The organism is Candidatus Chromulinivorax destructor (assembly GCF_003366055.1).
GTDB classification, from domain to species: Bacteria; Babelota; Babeliae; order Babelales; family Chromulinivoraceae; genus Chromulinivorax; species Chromulinivorax destructor.
Genome location: NZ_CP025544.1, coordinates 1,111,092 through 1,134,623 on the forward strand (window position 1 = coordinate 1,111,092; position 23,532 = coordinate 1,134,623).

Genomic DNA, 23,532 nt, shown 5'->3' on the forward strand with positions numbered 1-23,532 from the left:
TGCTTAACGCACTCTTACATAAGCATGTTGAAAAATATCTAGGTTCTGTGAACCAATTTATTATGAGAGAGTTTTGCCCTACGTTTTCTATGAAAACTCCGGGAATTTGTAGGCCAGTGGGCCTGATGCACTATTTCTTTACACAAAAAAAGCGTAAAGTGGTCGCACCACCAATATTTGCAAAGATGAGCACAGCGATATAGTAGGTTTTTATTCATATGTAAATTTGGTTCACGCAGCCTTAGCAAACATTGATTTTTGAACATCTTTTTTGGGGATAAATATAACGCCAGAAATTGTTTGCCCAGGCGCAACAGTTTGTTTTCGTAGCTCTTTATTGCAAAGTATTTCATCAATAGTATCATTAAAATCTTGCGCTCCAACGCCTTGAACTATTGCAGTAATAATAAATGGGGACATAATTATAAGAGCTGGAATAAAGAGAGTAGTGAAAATATTTCCAGCGGCATATGAGCTTACTTTTGTCATTGCTATTGCATATACAAAAAGAGCTCCCATTGGTAAGCCAATAGCAATTGCTGGTGAAGCAAAACCAAGCCCTCGAGTAAGATTATTTCTATGCAATTTTTCTGCAACGTGCAATGCTGGGACATACATTGTAGCAAAATCTTGAGGCGAAATAATAATATCATGAGATGTACTATTTTTTACGGTAATTTGTATCGGTTGATACCCTTTGCGTAAAATACTTCCTGATTTTAAATATTTTTTACAATCTTTTTTGTTAAAAACTTTATAGTCCCATGTAAAATCTTTTTGTGTTGCATGATCCGTTTGCAATTGCAAATGTTGTAATGGTATTTCTTTATATCGAGCTTGCAAGTTGTAACTCATGACTGTCATAAAACTTAGTATGAAAACATTTGATATTTTTAAAGTCATATAAGATCTTTCGATTTTTTAATAGCTTTGTATGGTAAGATCTTAATTTTTTTTGAAATAATTAATGCTTAAAGTATTGTTACATAAGCATGTTAGAAAATATGTAGTATCACTGTTAGTTTTATGTATGAGGTGAGAGTTGTCAAAAGGGTGGCTTTGTTTTGATTTTTTAAAAAAGAAAAGAGCACTTTTATAAAAATGCTCTTTTGTATCTTGAGTTATATAATTAATTATTTACTCAGAAATGGATTCAGAATCTTGTGGTTCTAATTTTTTTGGAATTTCGCGTGCTATATAATTACATTTTGCATTTTTTATTACGTATGAATCTTTTAGTTTTCGTAATGTAACAGAGCTTTTATACAATATACCTGATTTTATATCTTCTTTCATATTGCCTGTGTTATATAGCATAGTATATTCAGCAGATTCTTTAAATCTTTGTAAGAATGGACGATTATCAGCTCGTTGATTTTCTTCCTCAATCAGCTTTAAGCAGGCAAACATTTCTTGGTAACAGTTAATCAGATCATCTTTTTTTTGTTCACGTACGTCATCAACGGTAATAGCAAGAAGATTTACTGATGGGGCTGTTGTAAAAATGAATGTTGCGATGAGTAAAAAACGTAGATTTTTCATATAATAATTCCTGGTTAAATTTAATACATTATACATAATAATAATATCTATTTGAAATTACTCAACAGCGTGGCTTTGTTTTGATTTTTTGAAGTAAGTATAGGCAAATGTTTTAAATATATCTATTTGCCATCTGCATAAATATTGTGAATTAGTTCTATTGCAAGCAAAAAATATTCTTTTGCTCTTGTTAATGACAATTATTTTTGAATAATTTAATACTATACAGATCTCTTTTTTATGATGTTTGCAATCTCTTGCATTATAGATTGTGTCTATATCATGATATTTTCTACGTAACGATTGTTCTATCAAATTGTTTAAGAAGAGGTAACTTTCCATAAACATTTTTTTTGATCTTGATAATGTAAACAAATTTTTTAAATACGAAGGTATATATGAAAATAGTATCACACTATAAAAAATTTTATCCTGAAATTGCAGGAAGCTTGATCTGCTTGTCGCTAGGAATGTTCTCTGGATTTATTTCCCATGCATCTGATTCTGTATGGTATCAACAGCTTGATAAGCCATTTTTTAATCCACCATCATGGATTTTTGCACCTGTTTGGACAATTTTATATTGCATGATGGGTGTTGCGCTTGGAATTTTATGGAGAGACAAGCGTAAAAATAAAAATCTTATCTCTCTTTTTTATTTACAGTTTTTGTATAACTTTGCATGGTCTCCACTATTTTTTTATGCGCACCGTATTGATATTGCTTTATTAGATCTTTTGGCGTTGTGGCTTACCATCATAATATTTATGATACGTGCACGAAAACAACAAGCAGTTTTTATGCTATTTGTTCCGTATCTTGTATGGGTTACTTTTGCATTCATACTTAATTTGAGCATGTTTATAATGAACTGATAGAGTGGTAGCTTGTAAAAAGAGTATGCAAGATTCTTACATATTCAAGGACATTCTTCATAAAGAATGTCCTTATTTTTTATGAAATTATTTTGTCAGTAACCAATATGAGCTCTTGTATTTTTAGAAATATGATGCAAATTTTCTATGGTTTCTTATTTCGAAAAATTCTGAATCACATTTGTTAATCGTGTTTTGTAAAAATATAAGGCAAATATTTATCATGTAAAATTGATACAGGCTGTTTTATGATATTTTAAAATAGGTTTGACCCATTTGTGAATTATTGCATGCCTGGTAGTATTTATTACAGATAGTCATTATATTAAGTTTGAAATTTAAGGAATTTCTTATGAAGAATCTAAAATTATTATTTTTATTAGCAATGAGTGTTGGTTTTACCGTACAAGCAAATGAATTACATGACGCAGTGGCAGCTAATGATATTGTAAAAATAAAAAAATTGATTAAAGAAGGTGTAAGCGTTCATAGTCTTGATGCTCATGGTTTTACACCGCTTTTTAGATGTAAGACTAAAGAAGCTGCGCAATGTTTAATTGAGAATACTGCGGATGTAAACTGTTCATGTACATATAATGTATATGATGCATCTGGATGCAAATCTTTATATACTGTTACTGGATGGACTCCTTTGCAAGAAGCAATTAATAAAGATTTAAGTCCTGAGTATATCTTGTATTTACTTGATTGTGGTGCTGATGTGAACGCACAATCTATATGGGATGGTGAAGAGGCAAGTTGGCCATTCAATTTGAATTTTGATTTTTATATTGTACAGACTCCATTAAGTATTGCTTTTGCACCTTATTACGATATTAAAAATGATATACTTCCTAAGTGTCTACAGATGACATTTCCAACATTAAATAATGAAGTTTTGAGAAGTGATAAACTAACTCCAAAAAATTTTTTGTATGCAATTTTACAAAAAGAAGTTTTGCTGGAAGCAAGATCTGAAAATAAATATACCTATACTGTAGAGGTTGAAGTTACCCCAGGTGTTATGGTGCAAATTTTTTAAAATATAAAATTAATAAAAGTTGGTTGAAATAGCTTTCATCTGATATAAAAAAAGCAGGTAATTAAGATTTAATTCTTAGTTGCCTGCTTTTTTATGTGCATACTGCAAACCATGTATTATCAATGTAAAGATTTTTTATACAATTTTTTTACGACTATTTTTGGCCTTGAACAATTACATAGTTACTATTTATTTCTATGACTGCTGCGGCTATATATTTTTTTATTCGATTTCTCTTGTGTGTCTTACATAGATAAGATTTTATTATTTTTTAAACATGTAGCATATCTCTTATAATAAATTATTTTCTTATAAAAGTTATGTAAGATGCTATTCTATCAAAAAAATTTTAACAATGAGGAGTATGTTATGAAAAAATATCTAATTGTGCTTTTGATCTTTATAGGTTGCATACAAAGCTTGTGCGCAGATGACGATAAGGGACTCTTTGATTATGTTGCATCCAGGGATGAAGTTGCAGTTTTATCGATGATCAAAGAAGATTTTGATGCATTTACTCAGCAAGGGTTGCAGCTTGACAATAATGGTAAGGTGTATGATAAATACGGAGTTGAGTGTGCAATTAAAGTGATGCAAGAAAACAATTGTACAATTGGAGCGATCTTTTATGTATTAGATTACAATAATTTGTCTGTGTGGTGGGAAATTAATTTTTTAGTTGTTGATGAATTGCATCAAGATAAAGGTTATGGATCATTCATGATAAAATCTCTATTCAATCAGATGAATGAATTAACAGGTGGTGGCATTTGTATGTTTTGTCCATTGATAAATGTGTCTATTTGTCGTGCATTTGATGAAAAATGTACTGTTTGTTATTTGTTAGGACTACCACCTCTTGATGAGAGTTTTTTTGATCGATTGCAATGTATAGATTATTCCAATTTAGAAATGGATTTTGTCCAAGCTTGTACAGATCTAGATATTGAAACAGTAAAAAATGGTATAGCTCAAGGTATAAACGTTAATCATCTTTTTATGTTTAAATATATCCCAGATCACGGTTTAGTACTTGTTGAAGATCTTCAATTACCGTTGTGTTTTGCGATTGAAAATAATAGTTGTGAACTCGCTGAAGTCTTTATTAATGCCGGATCAACTACTATTGGGATTTTTGATAGTAGCACGCCGTTAATAGAAGCATTGAAACAACATAATATTGAGATGGTGTCATTGTTAATTCAAGCAGGTTGTGATCCTAATGAACTCTCTTGTGGTCGCACACCGTTAATGTTTGCAATGAAAGAAGGTGATAAGGATATAATTTTATTGTTACTTGAAGCTGGTGCAGATGCAACTCTAGAAGATTTAGATGATGAATCTCTACTGTATATAGCAATCAGTGATATTGAAGATCGAGAGGTTGTCAAAGCGCTTATAGATGCCGGTGCAAATGTGCATGGTATATTGCCTTGGGAAGAATCTTTATTGCAATGTGCTATATTCAGTTATGATCCTGAGGTAGTCTTGATATTGGTTCAAGCAGGTTGTGATCTTAATTATCAAGATGCATATGGAGATACTGCATTGCATTACGCAGTTGAAAATATTTGTGATGTGGTAATATTTCAAGCACTTTTAGCTGCAGGTGCAGATCATACTATGATAAATTTTGAAGGTGAAACACCTTTAGATGCAGTAGAGAAGATGATAGATGAAAAAGAGAGTGAGGTATTGAGTAGTGATGAATTAAGAGACGAAATTACTCAATTAGAAAAAATTAAGATGATTTTGCTAGAGCACCAAAATAAGCAAGAATAGATATAAAGACTATTGATTTTAAAAGGGAGCATTTTGAATTCAGAATGCTCCCTTAATTTTTTTATAAAACTACTTTGCATGTATGAGTTAAAAACGCCAAAGTTAGTTATTTTATAAATAAATCACGCATTTTTTTTGTTTTGCAGTAGCTATATGGTTGAAATCCAAATTTATCACGAATAGTGACATTTGCACCAGATGTAATAAGTAATTGAGCCACTTCAAAAGCATCGCTTAAAATTGCGTAGTGCAATGCAGTCGCATGATCATGGTTATCGCAATTATTTATATGAGCACCACGATCTATTAAAAGCTTAGCGATTTCGACTGCATTATCCATTGCTGCAACATCTAACGCTGTTACCATTCCATCATCTTGTGCATTGACATCAATATTTGCAGAAGATGTCAGTAATAGTTTTGCTGCTATATAAGATTGATGAATTAATGCTCTAAGTAGTGGTGTTTCTTCAGCTTTGTTAATGATGTTAAGATCTTTCATAGATTGAATATAAAGATTTACAAGGTTTTTATATATATTTTCTAGTTCAGGTTCATCTTCATCTATAAATAAATCTTCAAAAAAAATAAGTTCATGCAAGGGTGTATTTCCCCAATGATCTTGAATGTTGGGATTAGCACCTGCATCTATAAGCATTTTAGTAATCGTATAATCATTTTCCTCAGTAAGACCGATAAGAAAATGCAATATTGTATAACCTTGATCATCCTGTTCATTAATATTGACTGTTTTAGATGTAAGAATTTTTTGAAATTTTAGTATATCTTCATCTGCAAGGGCATCGTACAATTGATTTGCATTGCAAAGAGTTGCTGATATAAGCAAATATTGAAATAAAATATATTTGATATTCATGATTAAATCCTATGAGCTTATTATTATTCTATAAGCAGATTATATCAATCTATCAAAAATAGTTACATCGAAATTTAGACAATAAAAAAAGTGACGATAAAGGGTCACTTTCATTTTTAAAGTTCAGATTATTTATTTTTTTAAAATGTTACTATAGATGTAAGTTGAAAGGGCTTATATTATGTGGTGGGATTTGTTAGAAAAATTATTATGTGGAATTGATGAAGAAGAACGTATAGAAATTTTTTAAAAATATATCCGGAAATCGATATACGGCAAATTATAAAGAAAGTTGATATCTTTAACGAGATAGTTAAAAATAGAGATGTAGAAAAAATTGAGGAGCCGGCATTACTCTTTGATGAAGGTTTAAAAGAAGATGTGAGACAAGCGGTAGAACGATCTAAATTTTTACGTAAATATTCATTTCGGACTTTAATAAATATATATATATTTTGCAAGATGATACGTTAAAAATTTCCATGAAATATATAAGAAGACAGTTTAGAAGTAAAAGTTATTTTTCTTATCATCTTATTTTTAAGCAATTTGAACATGACTGGATTATTGTAGAAACCAGTTTGTTGTATAATTTACAATGGCGAGAGTGGATGAATTTATTTGGATGGTCAATAGCGTTATTTTTGATTGTGATTTGTAATATGAAATAAAATTTATTTGAAGCGCAAAATCAATAACCGAAAATATAAAAACTATTGAATTTAAAAGGGCACTTTAATAAAAGAGTGCCCTTAATTAGAAGAATTTTCACCAGTTATTCATTGATTTTGTTTGCGACGTGCAATTTCATCTTTAATAGCCTGCGGATTGATTTTATTATTTTCAAACAATAGAATTGCAGCATCTAAGCAATCTTTATCGCAATGAGTGCATGCAAAATTGTAGGCTATGTTAACATAATGTTTGATAATGCACTGATATGCCGGAAATGTAAAAATAAGCTGAGCTAAACATAAAATATAATAATTGGATTGAAATTGAAGAATTTCGTTTTGAAGTTCAATGAAATTTAAAGATTTATGTTTATGAATATTATCAATGTCAGATTGAGGATGAAAACATCTAAGGAAAGGAATCATTAAACTTGATGTGGCTATAAAAAAAGTAAGAGCCGCTATTCTATAGTTAAAAGCGCAATTTTGCTCAATATATCCAGCTTGGTACAAGAGTAAAAATTCATTTTGTACCATAAACAATTGTTCATTATCAGTTAAATTCTGATTTTCTAATTTCTTTTTATAAAGATTGTTTATGTTTATTAAAGAGCTATCTGAAAAGTAGATATTATAAAATGAAGGCGATTGTGCATAGTCAGCAGGTAAGAATTTTTTTTGATCAAAATGAGCTTCAGGATATTTTATACTCATTTCATCATACCATGCTTGAGCGTATGGGTATATTGCAGTAACTAATCTATTTTTTTTAGTTGAATATGCATCGTCTATATAATACATTGCACTTATTGAAATTATGATTGCGGACAATAATTGAATTGATTGTAATTGGTTGCTTTGTTCAAAAGATACATATTTTTCGAATTGATTATTATAGTTTTGATCAAAATTTATTTCAAATGATGTATGCGTTATTGTGTAATTTATGTTCAATAAAAGAAGCATTAAGAATATTGATTTTTTAAATTTCATGATTAAATCTTTCAATGTCAAAATAATTTGAATAATTATATATTTCTAGAGTAAAAATATGATTTAGAGATAGGCATAAAAAAAGTGATCTTGAAGGATCACTTTGATTTTTAAACTAAGACGATTTATTTTCAAGTTAGCCGCGAAAAAATAAATCGTCTTAAGTAAAAAAGAGCATTCTTTTTCAAGAATGCTCTTAAAATTTTTTAATGGTCGGGGCGGCGAGACTCGAACTCACAACCCCTCGCTCCCAAAGCGAGTACGCTACCAATTGCGCCACGCCCCGACTCAATGCTATAATTATAAAGAATTAATCACAAATATCAACTAAAAATTTTAGATTTTTTAGCGCCATAAAGAGTTATCAAGTAACAATAAAATGGGGTGGAATGTGGGGCTCGAACCCACGACCCTCAGAACCACAATCTGATGCTCTACCAGCTGAGCTAATTCCACCATATATTTGAAATATGATTAATTATAAGCGGTATTGATAAAAAAAGCAAAAAAAATTAATAAATTTGTAATTATAACGTAATGTATCTGAAGTTTTTAAATTTTTGTAATAAAAAAGAGCCTTTATTTTACTAAAATTCAAAAAGCCGGCACACCTTTTGTGGTTATACGGTCAGTGTAGTATAATTTCAATAAGTAATTAAATAGGTCACTGCTTTTAAAAGTAATAATTCTTAAGCAGAGCCATAATCTTATATAAAAAGGTTTTTAGTATGAAAACAAATAAAGTTGGTTTACTTGTGGCAGGATGTTTTGTTGTTATGAGTTCATCTGTTGATGCCCGTTATAAATCGCAGACTCTTAAAAAAGGATCTTCACAAGTTATAACTCATGCAAGCAAAGATTATATTGCTTTTGAGTATAAAATTTTGACTGCAAAAGATTGCCAAAAGTTTTTTAACAATAAAAATATCATTAAAAAAGGCTTCCAGCCAGTACAGATTACCTTTATAAATAACAGTGATAAAGCTATTTCAATTTCACCTGAAGGGTTTGATTTTGAAGTTGTGCCAGCACAAAAAATTGCTGATAGTTTACATAGAAATGGTATGAAGCGTGGCGTTGGTCTTGGTGTTGCATCGTTGGCAGCTGGTTGGGTTACGTTAGTTCCAGCGCTTGTGCAAGGATGTGGCGCAAAAGAGTTTAACGTTGATATGGATAATGATTTTGCAAATAAACAGTTGAAAAATCAAGTTGTACTTCCTGGTAAAACAGTAACAGGAGTTGTATTTGCTAATAAAAATAGTTTTGAGAGAGATTTTACTTTTACTGTACAAGATCAAGATAAAAATCTTGTGTTAAGTACGTATCAACCAAGTTTACATATGCAAAATGTTGCACCAGTACAAGTAAGCTAAGATACATTTGTAGCTTTGAAAATATACAGGCCATGGACCATGTTCAAAAAACATAGTCCATGGCCTTTTGTTGTATCAGGAATCTATTTGTTTGGTAATTATAATCTAGATGCTCTGAACCAAATTTTTACTCTAGAGTTTTGCACTACGTTTTTTACAAAAACTCTGGGGATCTGCAGGCCAGTGGGCCTGATGTACTCTTTTTTAAAACTAAAAAAGCGTATAGTGGGCGCGACTAACCATGTTTTAAGAGATGAGCGTAGCGATATTATAAGCTCGTATCGTTATTTTAAATTTGGTTCACACAGGCTCGATATATAACTTATGAGTTAAAAAATACCGCTATTACTATATTGTTACAGTTTTGTTACAATATAATGTATAGATTATTATAACAGGGGGTATAGATGAACGATAAAATTACTGTTATCGGTGCTCGTGAGCACAACCTAAAAAATATAACCGTTTCTTTTCCTAAAAATCAGTTAGTTGTTATTACCGGGCCATCGGGTTCTGGTAAAAGTTCCTTAGCGTTAGATATTTTGTATGTTGAAGGTAAACGGCGGTATATGGAGTCGTTGTCATCATACGCCCGACAGTTTTTAGGTATTCCTAAAAAACCTGACTTTGATCGCATTGATGGTCTATGTCCATCAATTGCTATTGAGCAAAAAACAGTTGGGTCAAATCCGCGATCAACCGTTGGTACGATTACCGAAATTTATGACTATTTCAGGATTTTATTTGCACGCATTGGGACACCACATTGTCCTTCGTGTGATGTTGTTATTGAAGCTCAATCAGCAACCAAAATTGCTGATGCTATCACACAAAAGTTTCAAGGTCATCTGGTAACGATTGCAGCTCCGCTGGCTATTGAGCGTAAAGGTGAATTTATTCATGAGTTAACTGACTTGATGCAAAAAGGTTTTTACCGATGCATCATCGATGGAGTAACGCATAAATTTAATCATGTTGATGATATTGCGAATTTAAAATTAAAAAAGACGTATAAACATACGATCGATATTCTTGTCGATAGTTTTACCGTTGAAGATCAAGATTCACTCGCTCGCTTACAAGAAGCTATTCAAAGAAGCTTTGGTATAGCGCAAGAAATGTGCAAAATTATGGTTGAAGGGCAAGAGCCTGCGCTCTATTCATCAAAGCGTATGTGTTTAGCATGTAATATTGCTATTCCTGAACTTGAACCACGATTTTTCTCATTTAACTCACCAGTTGGTGCATGTACAAAATGTCATGGTCTTGGGATTTATAATCGTTATGATCAGACGCATTCGGTTATGGATGGCTATGCATTAATGATGGGTACGCATGTACAGACGTGTGATCAGTGTCATGGTATGCGTTTGAAAAAAGATGCGCTTGCGGTAAAAATTGATAATAAAAATATTTTTCAGCTCTCTGACTATTCGATTGAAAAGTTATTATTGTTTTTCCAAAATATACAACTATCTGAATCGCAGACTGAAATTTCTATGGATTTACGCAAAGAGATTGTCAGTCGTTTGCAATTTTTATCAGATGTTGGCTTAAACTATTTATCATTAAATAGAACAGCTCGTACTTTATCTGGTGGAGAAGGGCAACGAATTCGACTTGCAAAACAGGTTGGCTCTGCATTAAGTGGTGTTCTGTATATTTTAGATGAACCAAGTATTGGTTTGCATCAGCGCGATAACGATCGTTTGATTCTTACGTTACAATCACTTAAAAATTTAGGCAACAGCGTTCTTGTTGTAGAACATGATGTTGATACCATGCGCATTGCTGATTATTTAATTGATATGGGACCTGCAGCAGGTATTCATGGTGGACAAATGACTGCATGTGGAACGCCACAAGAAGTTGAAAACAACCCAAATTCATTAACCGGTAAATATTTAAGTGGTGTCTTATCGATTGCAACGCCTGCACAACGCCGAAAAGCAACAAAGTGGCTTGAATTAAAGCATGCCAGAGCAAACAACTTAAAAGACGTCAGTGTGAAGTTTCCGCTCGGCGTGTTTTGTGGTATTTCAGGAGTTTCGGGATCGGGCAAAAGTAGTTTGATATTCCAAGAGCTCATCCCAGCGCTTGAACGAGTTTTATCACACCATAAAAGCAAAATGTACGATGCTGATACTGATTTACAAGGTGTTGAACATTTGCGTAATTTAGTGCAAATTGACCAGAGTCCTATTGGTAAATCATCTCGATCTAACCCTGGGACGTATATTGGTGTATTTGATGATATTCGTAAGTTTTTTGCAGCAGTACCAGAAAGTCGTGCTCGTGGCTATGAAGTAGGGCAATTTAGCTTTAATCGTCCACAAGGCAGATGTTATGAATGTTCTGGCGATGGTGTTATTAATGTTTCGATGCACTTTTTACCAGACGTGGTGATGATTTGTAAGGTGTGTAAAGGTAAACGTTACAACCAAGAAACATTGCAAATTTTATACAAAGGTAAAACTATTGCCGATGTGTTAGACATGACAGCGCTGGAAGCATTAGAATTTTTTGCTGCACATAAAATTTTAGCAAAAAAATTACAGTTATTGTGTGATGTTGGCTTAGATTATATTAAAATTGGTCAGCCATCAACGACATTATCAGGTGGCGAATCACAACGAATTAAGCTTGTTAATGAGCTTGCAAAGCGCGATAAAGACACGCTGTATATTCTTGATGAGCCAACAACTGGTTTGCACAGTCATGATATTGTAAAATTATTAGTCGTTTTAAACCGATTAATAGCAAAAGGAAACTCAATTATTGTCATTGAACATAATATTGATGTGCTTAAAACAGCTGACTACATCATTGATATGGGCCCAGATGGTGGTGACAAGGGTGGGACAATTGTTGCAATTGGAACTCCAGAACAGGTAGCATTAACTCAAGCAAGTTACACAGGCCAGTATCTTAAAAAAAGTTTATAACGCTTTGATGTTTTTAAAGTCATAATAGCAATAGAGATTTTTTTTAAAGAAGTTATACTTAGTATTGATATACACTCTATATCAATATTACATGCCAATGTCGTAATGCATATACAAACAGATAGTCACATTGTGTTTTCTTAAGTGAAATGAAAAAAAAGATGAAAAAATTAGGTTGCTTATTTTTGTGTTTAATGGGTTCTCAGATAAGTGCTATGGGTAAAAATGATATATATACTCCTTGTGCACGACGTGCTGTTTTATCTGCTTTTATGATACAGCAACCAGAATCAACCGATTCATTAAATTCATTGGCTGATTGTCCTGTTTCTCCAGCACCAAAAAGAAATGGTAGAGATTTATCAGATTGCCCTGTTATTACAAACACACCATCTCCAAGAGTTGAAACAAAAACAAGAGGTCGTTGTGTTGTTTCTCCTAGAAAAAGAGCTCCATATGAGTATGCTAGCTAAAAATTAGCATGTTTTTTAGATAGTAAAAAAAGCTTACCAGATTTATCTGGTAAGCTTTTTCGTTATATATATTTATTTTATATGACGAAGTCTTGAGATCAGGCTTATCCATTTGTGATATTGTAGATAGTTTGGTACGATCGTTATATCAATTTACGTTTATAATTTGGAAATTATATGAATGGTATAAAAAAAATCAGTTTGCTTTGCATGATGTTATTTTCAACAGTTTGTGCTGAAAATGCAGATCAGTATAAAATCATACGAATATCACCTGAATCTTTACAGCATTCCGTTGATATAGCAAAATCTCAAGAAGATTATCGATACATGCAAAAAGTTGTGATAACTGTAGCTGCAGCCGCTTGTGTCATTGGTCTATTTCAACTGCAACCTTATTTTGCTCAAAATTCTAAATATGTTTTAAAAGAGGGTGACGTGATTGTATCATTGGGTAGTGAAGTAAAATCAATGATCGATCAAGACAATTCAAACTTTTTATATACATACATGTGTGCTGTTGGTAAAAATATTGCAGAAAATTCTATATATTTTACAAAAAACATAGGTGCTGCAGTCTCTTCATGTATTGGGATGTTTATGCTCAATACAGCCAGCCAACAAATAAGTTCGTCATGGAAATATTTATATGATGTTGACTCTTTAAGGGGTTTTATTGAGCATCAAACAAACCTTGATAAACTGCTTTTTATGCTCAAGGAATTTGCTGTACCATTTGATTTGTATTCCCAGCGATTATCGATGGACGTAAATTTTGGACAACAAAGAATTGTGCTTGCAGAGTTTATGCAAGAGATTATTCGTATTGCAGAGACGTCAAATAGTTTAAATAAAGGTGCTATTGTATCTGCTATGAAAAAGATTATTTACGAAAAACTTCATCACTTGAAGAGTTGCAAGATCTTGCTTTGCAAGCTATTAACTATCGACAGCAGATTGAGCAGGGATTGGTTACAACTCCTTTACAAATTGAACAATTTAATCGTGCAACAATTGCTGAATTTTGTAATTTTTTAATTCTTGATATAGAAAAAATTGCTGCGTTTGTTACCAATAAGTCGCAAGATCAGTATGTAAAATTATTATATGTTGATAAAATTCAAAGTCTTATCTCTGCTACAAATTTGTTTGCAGCTCAACTAGAAGAAAATTTAGCATGCTCGCTTGATGATTTATATCAACAAAGTAAACAGGGCCATGGATTATTTGATCTTATATGTAACTTTCAGATGATTGTTAATCAACATATCGAAATTATGGGATATCGATTATAAAATTTCTTGCAAAGCTATAAGTATCTTGTAATAAAAAAGGGTGTTCATTATGAACACCCTTTTTTATTATTGTAGAATTTTACTCTGGTTGGCTTGCAGGTGCATCATCTTGTTCTGATTCAGGCGAATTTGGTTCTTCTGGAGTTGACTCAGGTAAAGACTCTGGTGTTGATTGATCTTCAGTTGGTGTAGCGCCAAAATCAAATGAAGCTCCAGTTGAAGCAGGTGCATCATTCATTGGGATTGGTTGACTTGCGATTTCAGTTGTTGCTGGTGCTTGTTGTACAGAAGATGCTATTTCAGGAGAGCTTGTTTTTGCTGGAGTAACGACTGGTGTAGATGAACCAAAATCGATATCAGTGGCTGCATCTTCTGGATAAATTTGATTGATTAATTCATTACAAAGTTTTTGAAATTTAGCTTTACTAAAATTCTGTACAATAAAATTTTTTAATCCTACAAAGTTATTAAATAACTGAGTGTAAGAACTATCTTGTGTTGTTTTAAGATTATTGGTATCGATGTTATTAATGAGTGCAAGTTTTTCTAAAATGTCTTTTGTATCATCTTTTTCTACAGGTTCATTTTGAATTTCAGGAGCATCTAAGGTTACTTCATTTTGATCAAGTAATTCTACTTGGTTGTCATCGATATTTATAATTGATGCATTTTCTATTGGAGCAATTTCTTCAGTCAGGACTGTTTTTTTTGTAATGGAACGAATTGGAGCTTCTTTTTTTACAACAGAATTTGTTACTTTGCTTGCACGAGGGGACATAGCTCGCGTTGGGATTGAAGAAATTTTTGTGGTATGAACTGTTTTTGATCGTTCTTGTGCTGATATTATGCTATCTAAATTAGATAACACAACGAACAAAATGATCAAATTGATTTTTTTCATAGTAGGCATAACAATTCTCCAAAAAAGTTTATTTTTTATTGGTATCTATACTGATATCCTACCAATTTTAAGATTTTATGTGCAATGGTTTGCGGCAAAAAGGCCAGATACCATGGTGAAAATTTAGTTCATGGGCAAAGCATGGATTTATATGTTCGTTTGTAGTTTGTTTGATGTCAATTCTGATTTTTTGTATACTGAGAGTGATTGGTATTCTTTCTTCAATGTCTGGAAAAAAATTCATGGATCTATCGCAGCTGTCTGGGTTAACTCCCTTAATGCAACAATATTTTGATATTCGAGTGCAGTTTAACGATGCATTGTTATTGTTTCAAGTCGGTGATTTTTATGAACTATTTTTTGATGATGCTCAAAAAGCTTCATCTTTTCTTGGTATTGCTTTAACAAAGCGAGGCACGTTTCAAAATGAACCAATTCCTTTATGTGGCTTTCCTGTTCATGTGCTTGACCATTATGTAACCAAGTTGGTTAAAGGCGGTTTTAAAGTTGCTTTATGTCAGCAGCTTGAGCAAGCAGTCACTGGAAAAATGGTGACTCGTGGAGTTACGCAGGTTTTTACGCCAGGTACCTTAACATCTGAAACATTATTAGACTCTAAAACATCATCGTATCTATTTTCTTTTTTCCCGACCAAAGATTCATGGGGTCTTCTTTTTTCTGAACTTTTAACATCACAGATTCATGCAACGGTATTACCAGTTGGTGGGGATCGATCACTTGAAACAGAGCTCTTTAGATTTTTACCTGACGAAGTTTTGCTCCAAGCAGAATCTGGCATGGGCAAATTTGAAGATTTTTTTAAACAACGTGGGTTTTTTACAACGCGTCATAAATTAGCAATTGATCAAGAACAGTTAGATGCTGTTACAGCATGGAGTCAGCAACAATTTTCTGGTGCATCATGTGTAGAACTTGAAAAAAATCCATCATTAGTATCTGCATTAGCTTTATGGCATTCGTACTTAGTGAAAAATCAGAAAGATGCTGCTCAGCAGTTTAAAGAAATTCATTTTTATCGACCAGATGAGTTTTTATTATTAGATCCAGCAACACAAAAAAATTTAGATTTGGTTGCAAATAACGTTGATGGTTCTAAAAAAAATAGCTTACTTTCTTGTATTGATAAATCGGTGACGCCGATGGGTTCTCGCATGATTCGTCGTTGGTTATTGCGACCATTGGTAGATCGTGATGCCATTGTACAGCGTCAAGACGTTGTCGCATTTTTTATCCAACATCCTGCTTTATTGCATCAATTAATCATACTTTTTGAGCAGTTTGGTGATTTACAGCGTATTGTAGGGCGCATTGCTTTACAAAAATCTGGCATCAAAGATTATGTGCAACTAGGTACTATTACCGGTTTAATTCCAAAATTATATGAACTATTAAAAAATTGTCCTGCCGTTATCGTCCAACATCTATTGAGTACGTGTATTGATTTCTCAGCGCTTCATGATCTGCTGACTGCAGCTTGTTATGATGGTGAGCTGCAAGATATGGTAATTAAGCAGGGGTTTGATGCACATTTAGATTCGTTGCGTGAGTATGTTACGCAGGGAGATCGTAAAATTTTAGAATTAGAAGCTGCAGAGCAAAAGCGCACAGGAATCAATTCTTTAAAAATTAGACAAAACAGCGCGCATGGTTATTACATCGAGATCACCAAAGCTCATGCAGACGCAGTTCCTGCAGAGTATATTCGGCAGCAGACGTTAGTTGGGCGTGAGCGATATACCATTCCATTTTTACAACAGATACAAGCGCAAGCGCAACAAGCAGCATTTTCGATCGAAAGTTACGAGAAAGAAGTTTTTCAACAGGTCAAAGATAAAGTAGCTGCATGCATAACGCCATTACGGCAGTTAGCTGAAGCTATTTGCGTAACTGACGCTTTGCTTGGTTTTGCTCGTATAGCTTATGACCAAGGGTATGTTCGTCCAGAGTTTAATGCAACACGAGACATTATCATTCAACAAGGTAAGCATCCGGTCATTGGAGCTCAATTAGTACACCAATTTATAGCAAATGATACTTTTTTAACCGATGAGCAATCGTTATGGATTGTGACGGGTCCAAACATGGGTGGGAAATCAACATACTTACGACAAACAGCGTTGATCTGTATTTTAGCTCAAATTGGCTCATTTGTTCCAGCGGCACACGCATCATTGCCAATCTTAGATCGAGTGTTTACTCGAATTGGTGCAGGAGATAATCTTGCCGAAGGAAAAAGTACATTTTTAATCGAGATGGAAGAGACTGCACAAATCTGTTTACAAGCAACAAAACATAGTTTAGTCATCTTAGATGAAGTTGGCAGGGGCACGAGTACTTTTGATGGATTAGCTTTAGCACAAGCAGTCGTTGAATATATTTATGAAGTTGTGCAAGCGCGTTGTCTATTTGCAACGCATTACCATGAATTAACCTATCTGCAAGATCATTACAAAGGGATCGTGACATACTATGCTGATAGCAAAAAAACAGAACAGGGTATTTTGTTTTTACATAAAATTGTTAAAGGTGTTGCTCGCCAAAGTTTTGGTTTAGAAGTTGCTAAACTTGCTCAATTACCAGCTCCATTGTTACTTCGGGCACATGATCTGCTCAAACAATTTGAGCACAAAGACCAGGGTAATACACAATTAAACTTTTTACCGGTACAAAAAAAATTACCTCAAGACAATCAGTGGGAACAAAAGTATCATGCATTATCGCAAACTCATAACCAGCAAGCAGGTTTAATAGATACGCTTAAACATATCGATTGTGATAATTTATCACCAAAACAAGCATTTGATTTGTTATGGCAATTGCAGCAAGAGAGTAAAAAAATATAAATGAGCGTATACATCTAAAATTAACTGAGTTGTATAAAAAAAAAGCCTGTCACACGATAGGCTTTTTTTATAATCATGTTCTATAAACTTTATAAAAAATAATATGTTGTATGCGCCAAGTAAAATTTTTATCGTACAAGCAGTAATAAAAGTAGCAAAAGTTAACATTGCCTGAACAAATGAGCGATGTTTTTAGATTAAAATAATATGATGTTTTTCAAAATTCATGTGCATCACAAATTAATAAAGTTTTATAATTTTTAGTTAGACTGGGAAGTCAATAAAATAGTTGCTGTTTGTAACTATTCGCTATATATAGTATACTGTATATAGTATTATATTTACGACAGACTATTAAATAATGGATTTTCTATGAATTTTTTTAAAAATATAACTTTGCTACTTTTTTTTGGTATGATAACATCGCCTATGCATTCTATGGATTTTTCTTTTCGTAAAAAGCTTATAACATCTTTAGAATTTAGTTCACAACTTGTTTTATGTGAAAAAAAATTACAAGACATTACAAAAGCTGCAAATGCTGCCGCTCTTGTAAAACAGATAAACGATCAGCGGTTGCAAGAATTAAATGAAAAAATAGATGAATTTAAATCAGTTGATAAAGATCATTACAAAACACAGCAAGTGCTTAAAACTCCTCAGTTTTTTGAATATGTAACTTTGTACGCAGAAAAAGAAAGAATAGAATTTTTTGCTAAGAGTACCCCGACATCTCCAAACAGCGTAGCGAGTTATACACGAAATGTTGAACAAAAGTATTTCAAAGGTATTTTGAAAAAATCAAAGTAATTTTCTTAAAAATTATATAATAAAAAAGAGCTCTTATTTCATGAGCTCTTTTTTATTATACGATAATCTATTATGACCTAGTCCCACTTATCATTAGGTGTGTATCGACCGCTGCCAAAGTTGCTGCCAAAATCTTCTTGAATTTTTTCTTCAGTTCGTACATCAGCATCAGGAGCATCATTAATTGGTTCTGGATCACTCTCTCTACCAAAGAGCGCATATTTTTTATCATCTTCAACGAGCATGCCTAAATAAGCTTTTCTAAAAGGCTTTTTTGAAATTTTTCCTGAGTCAGTTATTAAAACTCTGCTAACTTTTTTATACGCGTTCTCATCAATATATGCTTTCCCAGTGTTTGCTTGATAAATTCCAAGATTTCCATTTTCCGCAATAAATACTTGCTGCTTTGGTACTAATGGTTGTATCACCGTTTTATTAACCACAATGCAGGTGTTATCAGGTGTGGGTTTTACATTTTTTGCAAACACTACTGATGCTTGTAGTCCTATCAAACTGATAGCAAGCATTAATGTATATATTTTTTGCATGAGGATATTCCTTTTTCATTGGTTACCATCGCATCTTTAATCTCTTTTAGCATACTTAATCAGGATAATGAAATTCAATGATATTAATTATAGTTGTGCGTTAAATATTTTCGGTTGGGTAATTTCCGTTTGCATCAAGCGGATCAATTGGCGCAAGGGTGTTTACGTAACGGCCGTATAGATAGTAAGTCTTGCCATCTTCTTCACCAATAAATGTGCCAAAATAAATTAAATATCCAGGATTAAATTTACCACTTGCAGCGTGTTTTGCATTATTTTGGGCGTTATAAACATCAGTTATTTCTTCATCAGAAACTCGACTTGCTTGCACAGCTACAACACTGACATAACGATCTTGTTCTGCACGAGCAATGCCACCATATTGCAATTTATCATCAGTATTTTTAAGATCCCAATAGTAACCTTGAATTCCAGAAGAGTCAGGATCTGTAACACTTTCTTTTCTCAAGAAGGGTATGCCACTTTTTTTTAACTGTTCAAACGTGTCAATAGCATCTTTATTACCAGACGTAATCTCTGAAAAAGAATTTTCTGGGAATAACTCTCGTGCTATCTGGCTATCAGACTCTTGGTTTGACGGATACGTCATTGAATTTGGAATAGGAAATGGTACGGTGGGCCGACCAGCTCGTAGGGCACTTGATAGGCTTGCGACCAAAAACAAAGAAACTGTTATTAATATTTTTTTCATGAGCATGCTTTCGTGATAAAAAGCCAAGATAAAGGCTACCTTGCGATAGCCTTTATGGAGTTTATTTCTTACTGTTGTAATACTCCATGCAAGTATTCTCTTAACATGGAAAAATTATTACTGTCGTTATTAGAAAGGTACCCAATTTGTACTTTACCATCTATGTGTTGGTCTATCGATTCTTCCACATCATTAAATACATAGTTATTAATTGTAGCAGTTTTACTGCTTGGGAAGTAATTACCTTCGGTTTGATTTTCATCCGCGAAATCTTCTGAAGCTGTAAATGATAGTGGAGCATCTGTCGCAGAAGAAGTTCCTACCATTGGTGAAGAAGAACCCTTCTTTCGTTTTAGTGGTTTATCAGTTCTATTATTAACATCATGACAATCTGTTGTTTTGCCATCAGAGTCTACTGTACATACATCAGTTGCATGCATACTAACTGCTCCAACCGTCATCATCAAAGATACCATCATCAATTTAGTAATATTTTTCATACTATTTTCCTTTTTTAGATACAGATATTTTTATTGAACTAATTTTCCATATACAGAAAAAGTTGGGGATTGAAAAGCAGCAGCTTTAGGTAAAGTAAATGTTGCAATGAGTGATGTTTCTTCTGGAGCTACATTGTTTTTTTGATCTAATTGCACGCTAACATTTTCAAATTTACATACAAATGTATTATCATTTATATTTTTTAATGAAAGTTGTTGTAGTAATGGATAATATTTACCATAAACTTTAGTTGCATCTACTTGAGCTTGATTAAGAGCTGATTGATCTAAATGATCTGAAGTAAAAATAAAATAATTTTGGGTTTCTTTTCCAGGTCTGTATGTATCCGGGTCTACACCCATGCGATTTCCACCAAATGCACTTAAACTTCCAACTGTCATCATCAAAGATATCATCATAAATTTAGTAATATTTTTCATATAATTCCTTTTTTTTGTTGGTAAAATCTGAATTGATATTACCAAATTGAAACATTAGACTTCAATAGATTTTAATATTATTTCAATTAATGGTGTTTTAAAGTGGTGCAATATAATTTTTTTATTGATATATGGATGGCAAGAATAGTAAGGATAGATAGAATTATTCTGTAGTTACACGATAAAAATATTACGATTTATTTAAAAAAATTAAAGATTATATGTTGTTGAATATATTTTTTATATTATCAAATTGAAAAAAATGGTATATAATAGTTGTATCATGACATTTATATGAAACCATCTAGGTACAAGCATTTTGTGAAAAATTTTTCGCCATGATGCTGTTTGATTCAGCTGGACATCATTGTAATCTCTTGTTAGAATAAGAACATAATAAATTTGTAAAGATCTGGAGTTTAAAGGTTTTTCATGGAACACAAAGATACATTCGCACGTTACGCTATTTTTCAAATAGGTACAAACCAATATCAAGGTATTGAAGGTAAAACAATTCAAGTACAAAAACTTGAAGGTGAATTCGGTGATATCATTGAATTTGATGAAGTTTTACTAAGAAAAACATCTGACGAAGCAATCGAAATTGGACAACCATTTGTTGGTGGTGTGGTTAAAGCATCTATCGTTAAACAAATGAAAGGTCCGAAGATTATCATTTATCATTTCAGACGTCGTAAAAAAAGCCGTGTGAAAAATGGTCATCGTCAACAATTGACTATTATCCGTATCGAAGCTATCTAAGCTAAGAAAAAGATTAAAAATTTAAAAAGCCATACAGTAATGTATGGCTTTTTTCTTTATGTATACTGTCTTAACAGTCTTGAATTGTTTTCTATTGTGAAAATTGTTATTATTTATAGTGTAATATTGTTCTTCATTGTATTGAAAGTTTGTTGATGATACGGTATAAAAATAAGTTATTTTTTCTGGTAAGTGTTGTTTTGTCGAATTTTGTAGTAATTGGCTCTTCATCGACTCAAATTCAGTTGGAGAAAGATTCCGCACAAGCTATTACTGCTGATAACAATAGAGAACAATTTTTAGATGAGCAAGTTATGCAAAATCCTTATTTAGATCAAGGATTTTATTTATTGCGTAATCGTAATCTTTTAAATATTGATATTCCAAGCAGCTCTAAGTCTCCTTTATATAATTATTTTGATAAGCATATATCACATGATATTGATGATGATGCCCAGTCGCACGAGGTAAATTTTGGAGATGTCCATGGGCAAGCTTTAGATCTTGTTGTCGGCGGTTTAAAAACTCCTTTTCTTACAGATTTTGAACAATATATCAAAGACCCTGCTTTAGTTACCGATACTTCAGTTATTGAATATGTTATGGATCAAAATAATAGAGTTATTGTACAAGTAGTTCGTAAAGATTTTATTAATACACCTATAGGTGAAAAATTTAATACTAATTTTATTTTTATTCATGGTCGATTACAAGATTCTTTATTACATATAGCGGCTCAAGCAGGTAATTTAGAAATAGCTGAACAGCTACTTTCATTGGGAGTTGATGTTGACTTGCTAGGCAGACATAATAATACAGCGTTAAAGATTGCGGTAAGTCGTGATGATATTCCTATGGTTAAAAAATTACTTAGTTATCAAGCACATATATCTCCTGGCCGTAATAGCTTTGTTAATGCGTTGACTGAATTAAAATCTGCTGCCATGGTACAAGTTTTTGTCGATGATGATGCATCAAAAAATGCTGACAATCAGATTGGTACAAAGCGTAAAAGAGTAAAAAAGAATAAAGATTTTGAAAATGCTTTAAACTATACATGTAATTACCTTTTTAGTCCTTTATATACTGCTATTAAAAATCAAAATGTAGAAGTTGTTGAAACTCTTTTAAAGACAAATAAAACAAAACTAGTAGCTTTTTTAGATCCAAATAGGGCTGCTTGGTGGTCTTCAAAAAATAATATTAAAATGGTAGCGATCTTATTGAAGCATGGATTTGATAAAAATTTAAAAAATGCAGCTAAAGAAACGTTATTTTTTCAGGCTTGTAAAGATTCAAATATACCTATGATAAGGCTTTTGCAAAGCGTAGGTTGTCAGTATGTTGACCAGGCCAAGAATCAATCTGGTAAGCCTTCAAGATGGCCTTTAGATTATGCTATAGACAATTGCAATGAAAAAATTGTGCGCGAGCTTATGATGTATAATAAAAATTATGGCGTTCCATTTGATTATCTTATCGATTGTCTTGGTAAAGCTTACGCAAGCAAAATAGATCAAGATGTTGTAAATAAAATTTCGTATAAAATTTTAGATCAGTTTGTACGAGTTGAAGATATGCAAAAGGTTGAAAAAATTCTTGCTATAGATGAAATAAATTGGGACAGCTTAGTACATATGGCAGCATCAGAAAATAACATAGAAGTTGTTAAGAGGCTTATAGAAGAAAAAAAGTTGCTATTAATGTCGTTGATTCTCACAATTGCACTCTTTTACATCATGCAGTTGCTCAGAATAATTGATATTTAACTAGTTTTTTGTGAACCAAATTTTTACCAAAGAGTCTTGCCCTATATTTTCTACAAAAACTCAAGGAATTTGCAGGCCAGTGGGCCTGATGCACTATTTTTTAAACTAAAAAAGCGTAAAGTGGCCGCCGCCACCTATGTTTCCGGAGATGAGCGAAGCGATATCGTAGGATTGTACGCAACTTTTAAATTTTGTTCACACAGCCTAGTTTTTTGTTACAAGCTGGGATTGATATCGATATTGAAAATGAATTTGATGTACCTGCTAAACAGCTTGCAAAAAATTTATATATAAAAAATTTAATCAGCAATGAAGAGCGTGAAAGAAGTCTAAAAACTATTGCAAAATAGGTAA

The 23,532-nt window shown here is 32.5% G+C and carries 21 protein-coding genes and 2 tRNA genes; 12 read left to right on the forward strand and 11 right to left on the reverse strand.

Annotated elements, in window-relative coordinates:
• Nucleotides 1-231: 231 nt before the first annotated feature.
• Together C0J27_RS05315 and C0J27_RS05320 are read right to left on the reverse strand one after the other, a co-directional pair.
• A complete protein-coding gene (locus tag C0J27_RS05315; RefSeq protein ID WP_115586137.1) occupies nucleotides 232-903 on the reverse strand; it encodes a hypothetical protein in 672 nt (223 codons plus the stop codon).
• A 234-nt stretch (nucleotides 904-1,137) separates the two neighbouring features.
• Nucleotides 1,138-1,542: a hypothetical protein gene (locus C0J27_RS05320; RefSeq protein WP_115586138.1), complete on the reverse strand. Its 405-nt coding sequence runs from the start codon at nucleotides 1,540-1,542 to the stop codon at nucleotides 1,138-1,140.
• A gap of 398 nt (nucleotides 1,543-1,940) precedes the next feature.
• On the opposite strand from C0J27_RS05320, the gene C0J27_RS05325 reads away from it, so the two are divergent.
• From C0J27_RS05325 to C0J27_RS05335, 3 genes are all read left to right on the forward strand, one after another.
• Nucleotides 1,941-2,417, forward strand: coding sequence for a TspO/MBR family protein (locus C0J27_RS05325; protein ID WP_115586139.1), 477 nt, complete (start codon nucleotides 1,941-1,943; stop codon nucleotides 2,415-2,417).
• 352 nt (nucleotides 2,418-2,769) lie between these two features.
• A complete protein-coding gene (locus C0J27_RS05330; protein ID WP_115586140.1) occupies nucleotides 2,770-3,459 on the forward strand; it encodes an ankyrin repeat domain-containing protein in 690 nt (229 codons plus the stop codon).
• 369 nt (nucleotides 3,460-3,828) lie between these two features.
• A complete protein-coding gene (locus C0J27_RS05335; protein ID WP_162801831.1) occupies nucleotides 3,829-5,241 on the forward strand; it encodes an ankyrin repeat domain-containing protein in 1,413 nt (470 codons plus the stop codon).
• A 106-nt stretch (nucleotides 5,242-5,347) separates the two neighbouring features.
• On the opposite strand, the gene C0J27_RS05340 is transcribed toward C0J27_RS05335, so the two are convergent.
• From C0J27_RS05340 to C0J27_RS05355, 4 genes are all read right to left on the reverse strand, one after another.
• Nucleotides 5,348-6,118, reverse strand: coding sequence for an ankyrin repeat domain-containing protein (locus tag C0J27_RS05340; protein ID WP_115586142.1), 771 nt, complete (start codon nucleotides 6,116-6,118; stop codon nucleotides 5,348-5,350).
• A 779-nt stretch (nucleotides 6,119-6,897) separates the two neighbouring features.
• Nucleotides 6,898-7,785 (reverse strand): hypothetical protein, encoded by an 888-nt coding sequence (locus tag C0J27_RS05345; RefSeq protein ID WP_115586143.1) that lies wholly within the window; start codon nucleotides 7,783-7,785, stop codon nucleotides 6,898-6,900.
• Nucleotides 7,786-7,995: 210 nt separating this feature from the next.
• Nucleotides 7,996-8,071 (reverse strand) — tRNA-Pro (locus tag C0J27_RS05350).
• 94 nt (nucleotides 8,072-8,165) lie between these two features.
• Nucleotides 8,166-8,241: transfer RNA gene (locus C0J27_RS05355), tRNA-His, on the reverse strand.
• A 272-nt stretch (nucleotides 8,242-8,513) separates the two neighbouring features.
• On the opposite strand from C0J27_RS05355, the gene C0J27_RS05360 reads away from it, so the two are divergent.
• The 5 genes from C0J27_RS05360 (at nucleotide 8,514) to C0J27_RS05380 (ending at nucleotide 13,871) form a co-directional block, all read left to right on the forward strand.
• A complete protein-coding gene (locus C0J27_RS05360) occupies nucleotides 8,514-9,158 on the forward strand; it encodes a hypothetical protein (RefSeq protein WP_115586144.1) in 645 nt (214 codons plus the stop codon).
• Between the two features lie 407 nt (nucleotides 9,159-9,565).
• Nucleotides 9,566-12,103, forward strand: a complete 2,538-nt coding sequence (gene uvrA, locus C0J27_RS05365) for an excinuclease ABC subunit UvrA (protein ID WP_115586145.1) — start codon at nucleotides 9,566-9,568, stop codon at nucleotides 12,101-12,103.
• Between the two features lie 161 nt (nucleotides 12,104-12,264).
• Nucleotides 12,265-12,576, forward strand: coding sequence for a hypothetical protein (locus C0J27_RS05370; protein WP_162801832.1), 312 nt, complete (start codon nucleotides 12,265-12,267; stop codon nucleotides 12,574-12,576).
• A 177-nt stretch (nucleotides 12,577-12,753) separates the two neighbouring features.
• A complete protein-coding gene (locus C0J27_RS05375) occupies nucleotides 12,754-13,614 on the forward strand; it encodes a hypothetical protein (RefSeq protein WP_162801833.1) in 861 nt (286 codons plus the stop codon).
• Nucleotides 13,545-13,871: a hypothetical protein gene (locus C0J27_RS05380; protein WP_115586148.1), complete on the forward strand. Its 327-nt coding sequence runs from the start codon at nucleotides 13,545-13,547 to the stop codon at nucleotides 13,869-13,871. The genes C0J27_RS05375 and C0J27_RS05380 overlap by 70 nt, the downstream gene beginning before the upstream one ends.
• Nucleotides 13,872-13,950: 79 nt before the next feature.
• Here C0J27_RS05380 and C0J27_RS05385 read toward each other — a convergent pair whose 3' ends face one another.
• Nucleotides 13,951-14,772 (reverse strand): hypothetical protein, encoded by an 822-nt coding sequence (locus C0J27_RS05385; protein ID WP_115586149.1) that lies wholly within the window; start codon nucleotides 14,770-14,772, stop codon nucleotides 13,951-13,953.
• Nucleotides 14,773-15,014: 242 nt separating this feature from the next.
• Here C0J27_RS05385 and mutS point away from each other — a divergent pair, with 242 nt between their 5' ends.
• Nucleotides 15,015-17,636, forward strand: coding sequence for a DNA mismatch repair protein MutS (mutS, locus tag C0J27_RS05390; RefSeq protein WP_162801834.1), 2,622 nt, complete (start codon nucleotides 15,015-15,017; stop codon nucleotides 17,634-17,636).
• A 372-nt stretch (nucleotides 17,637-18,008) separates the two neighbouring features.
• A complete protein-coding gene (locus C0J27_RS05395) occupies nucleotides 18,009-18,446 on the forward strand; it encodes a hypothetical protein (protein ID WP_115586151.1) in 438 nt (145 codons plus the stop codon).
• A 77-nt stretch (nucleotides 18,447-18,523) separates the two neighbouring features.
• On the opposite strand, the gene C0J27_RS05400 is transcribed toward C0J27_RS05395, so the two are convergent.
• From C0J27_RS05400 to C0J27_RS05415, 4 genes are all read right to left on the reverse strand, one after another.
• Nucleotides 18,524-18,994 (reverse strand): hypothetical protein, encoded by a 471-nt coding sequence (locus C0J27_RS05400; RefSeq protein ID WP_115586152.1) that lies wholly within the window; start codon nucleotides 18,992-18,994, stop codon nucleotides 18,524-18,526.
• 100 nt (nucleotides 18,995-19,094) lie between these two features.
• Nucleotides 19,095-19,706: a hypothetical protein gene (locus C0J27_RS05405; protein ID WP_162801835.1), complete on the reverse strand. Its 612-nt coding sequence runs from the start codon at nucleotides 19,704-19,706 to the stop codon at nucleotides 19,095-19,097.
• Nucleotides 19,707-19,774: 68 nt separating this feature from the next.
• A complete protein-coding gene (locus C0J27_RS05410) occupies nucleotides 19,775-20,170 on the reverse strand; it encodes a hypothetical protein (protein ID WP_162801836.1) in 396 nt (131 codons plus the stop codon).
• Nucleotides 20,171-20,236: 66 nt separating this feature from the next.
• Nucleotides 20,237-20,647, reverse strand: coding sequence for a hypothetical protein (locus C0J27_RS05415; RefSeq protein WP_115586155.1), 411 nt, complete (start codon nucleotides 20,645-20,647; stop codon nucleotides 20,237-20,239).
• Between the two features lie 432 nt (nucleotides 20,648-21,079).
• Between C0J27_RS05415 and rplU the strand changes: the two genes are divergently transcribed.
• On the forward strand, nucleotides 21,080-21,409 hold the full coding sequence (gene rplU / locus C0J27_RS05420) for a 50S ribosomal protein L21 (RefSeq protein ID WP_115586156.1): 330 nt from the start codon (nucleotides 21,080-21,082) through the stop codon (nucleotides 21,407-21,409).
• Between the two features lie 155 nt (nucleotides 21,410-21,564).
• Nucleotides 21,565-23,178 (forward strand): ankyrin repeat domain-containing protein, encoded by a 1,614-nt coding sequence (locus C0J27_RS05425; protein WP_115586157.1) that lies wholly within the window; start codon nucleotides 21,565-21,567, stop codon nucleotides 23,176-23,178.
• Nucleotides 23,179-23,532: the final 354 nt, after the last annotated feature.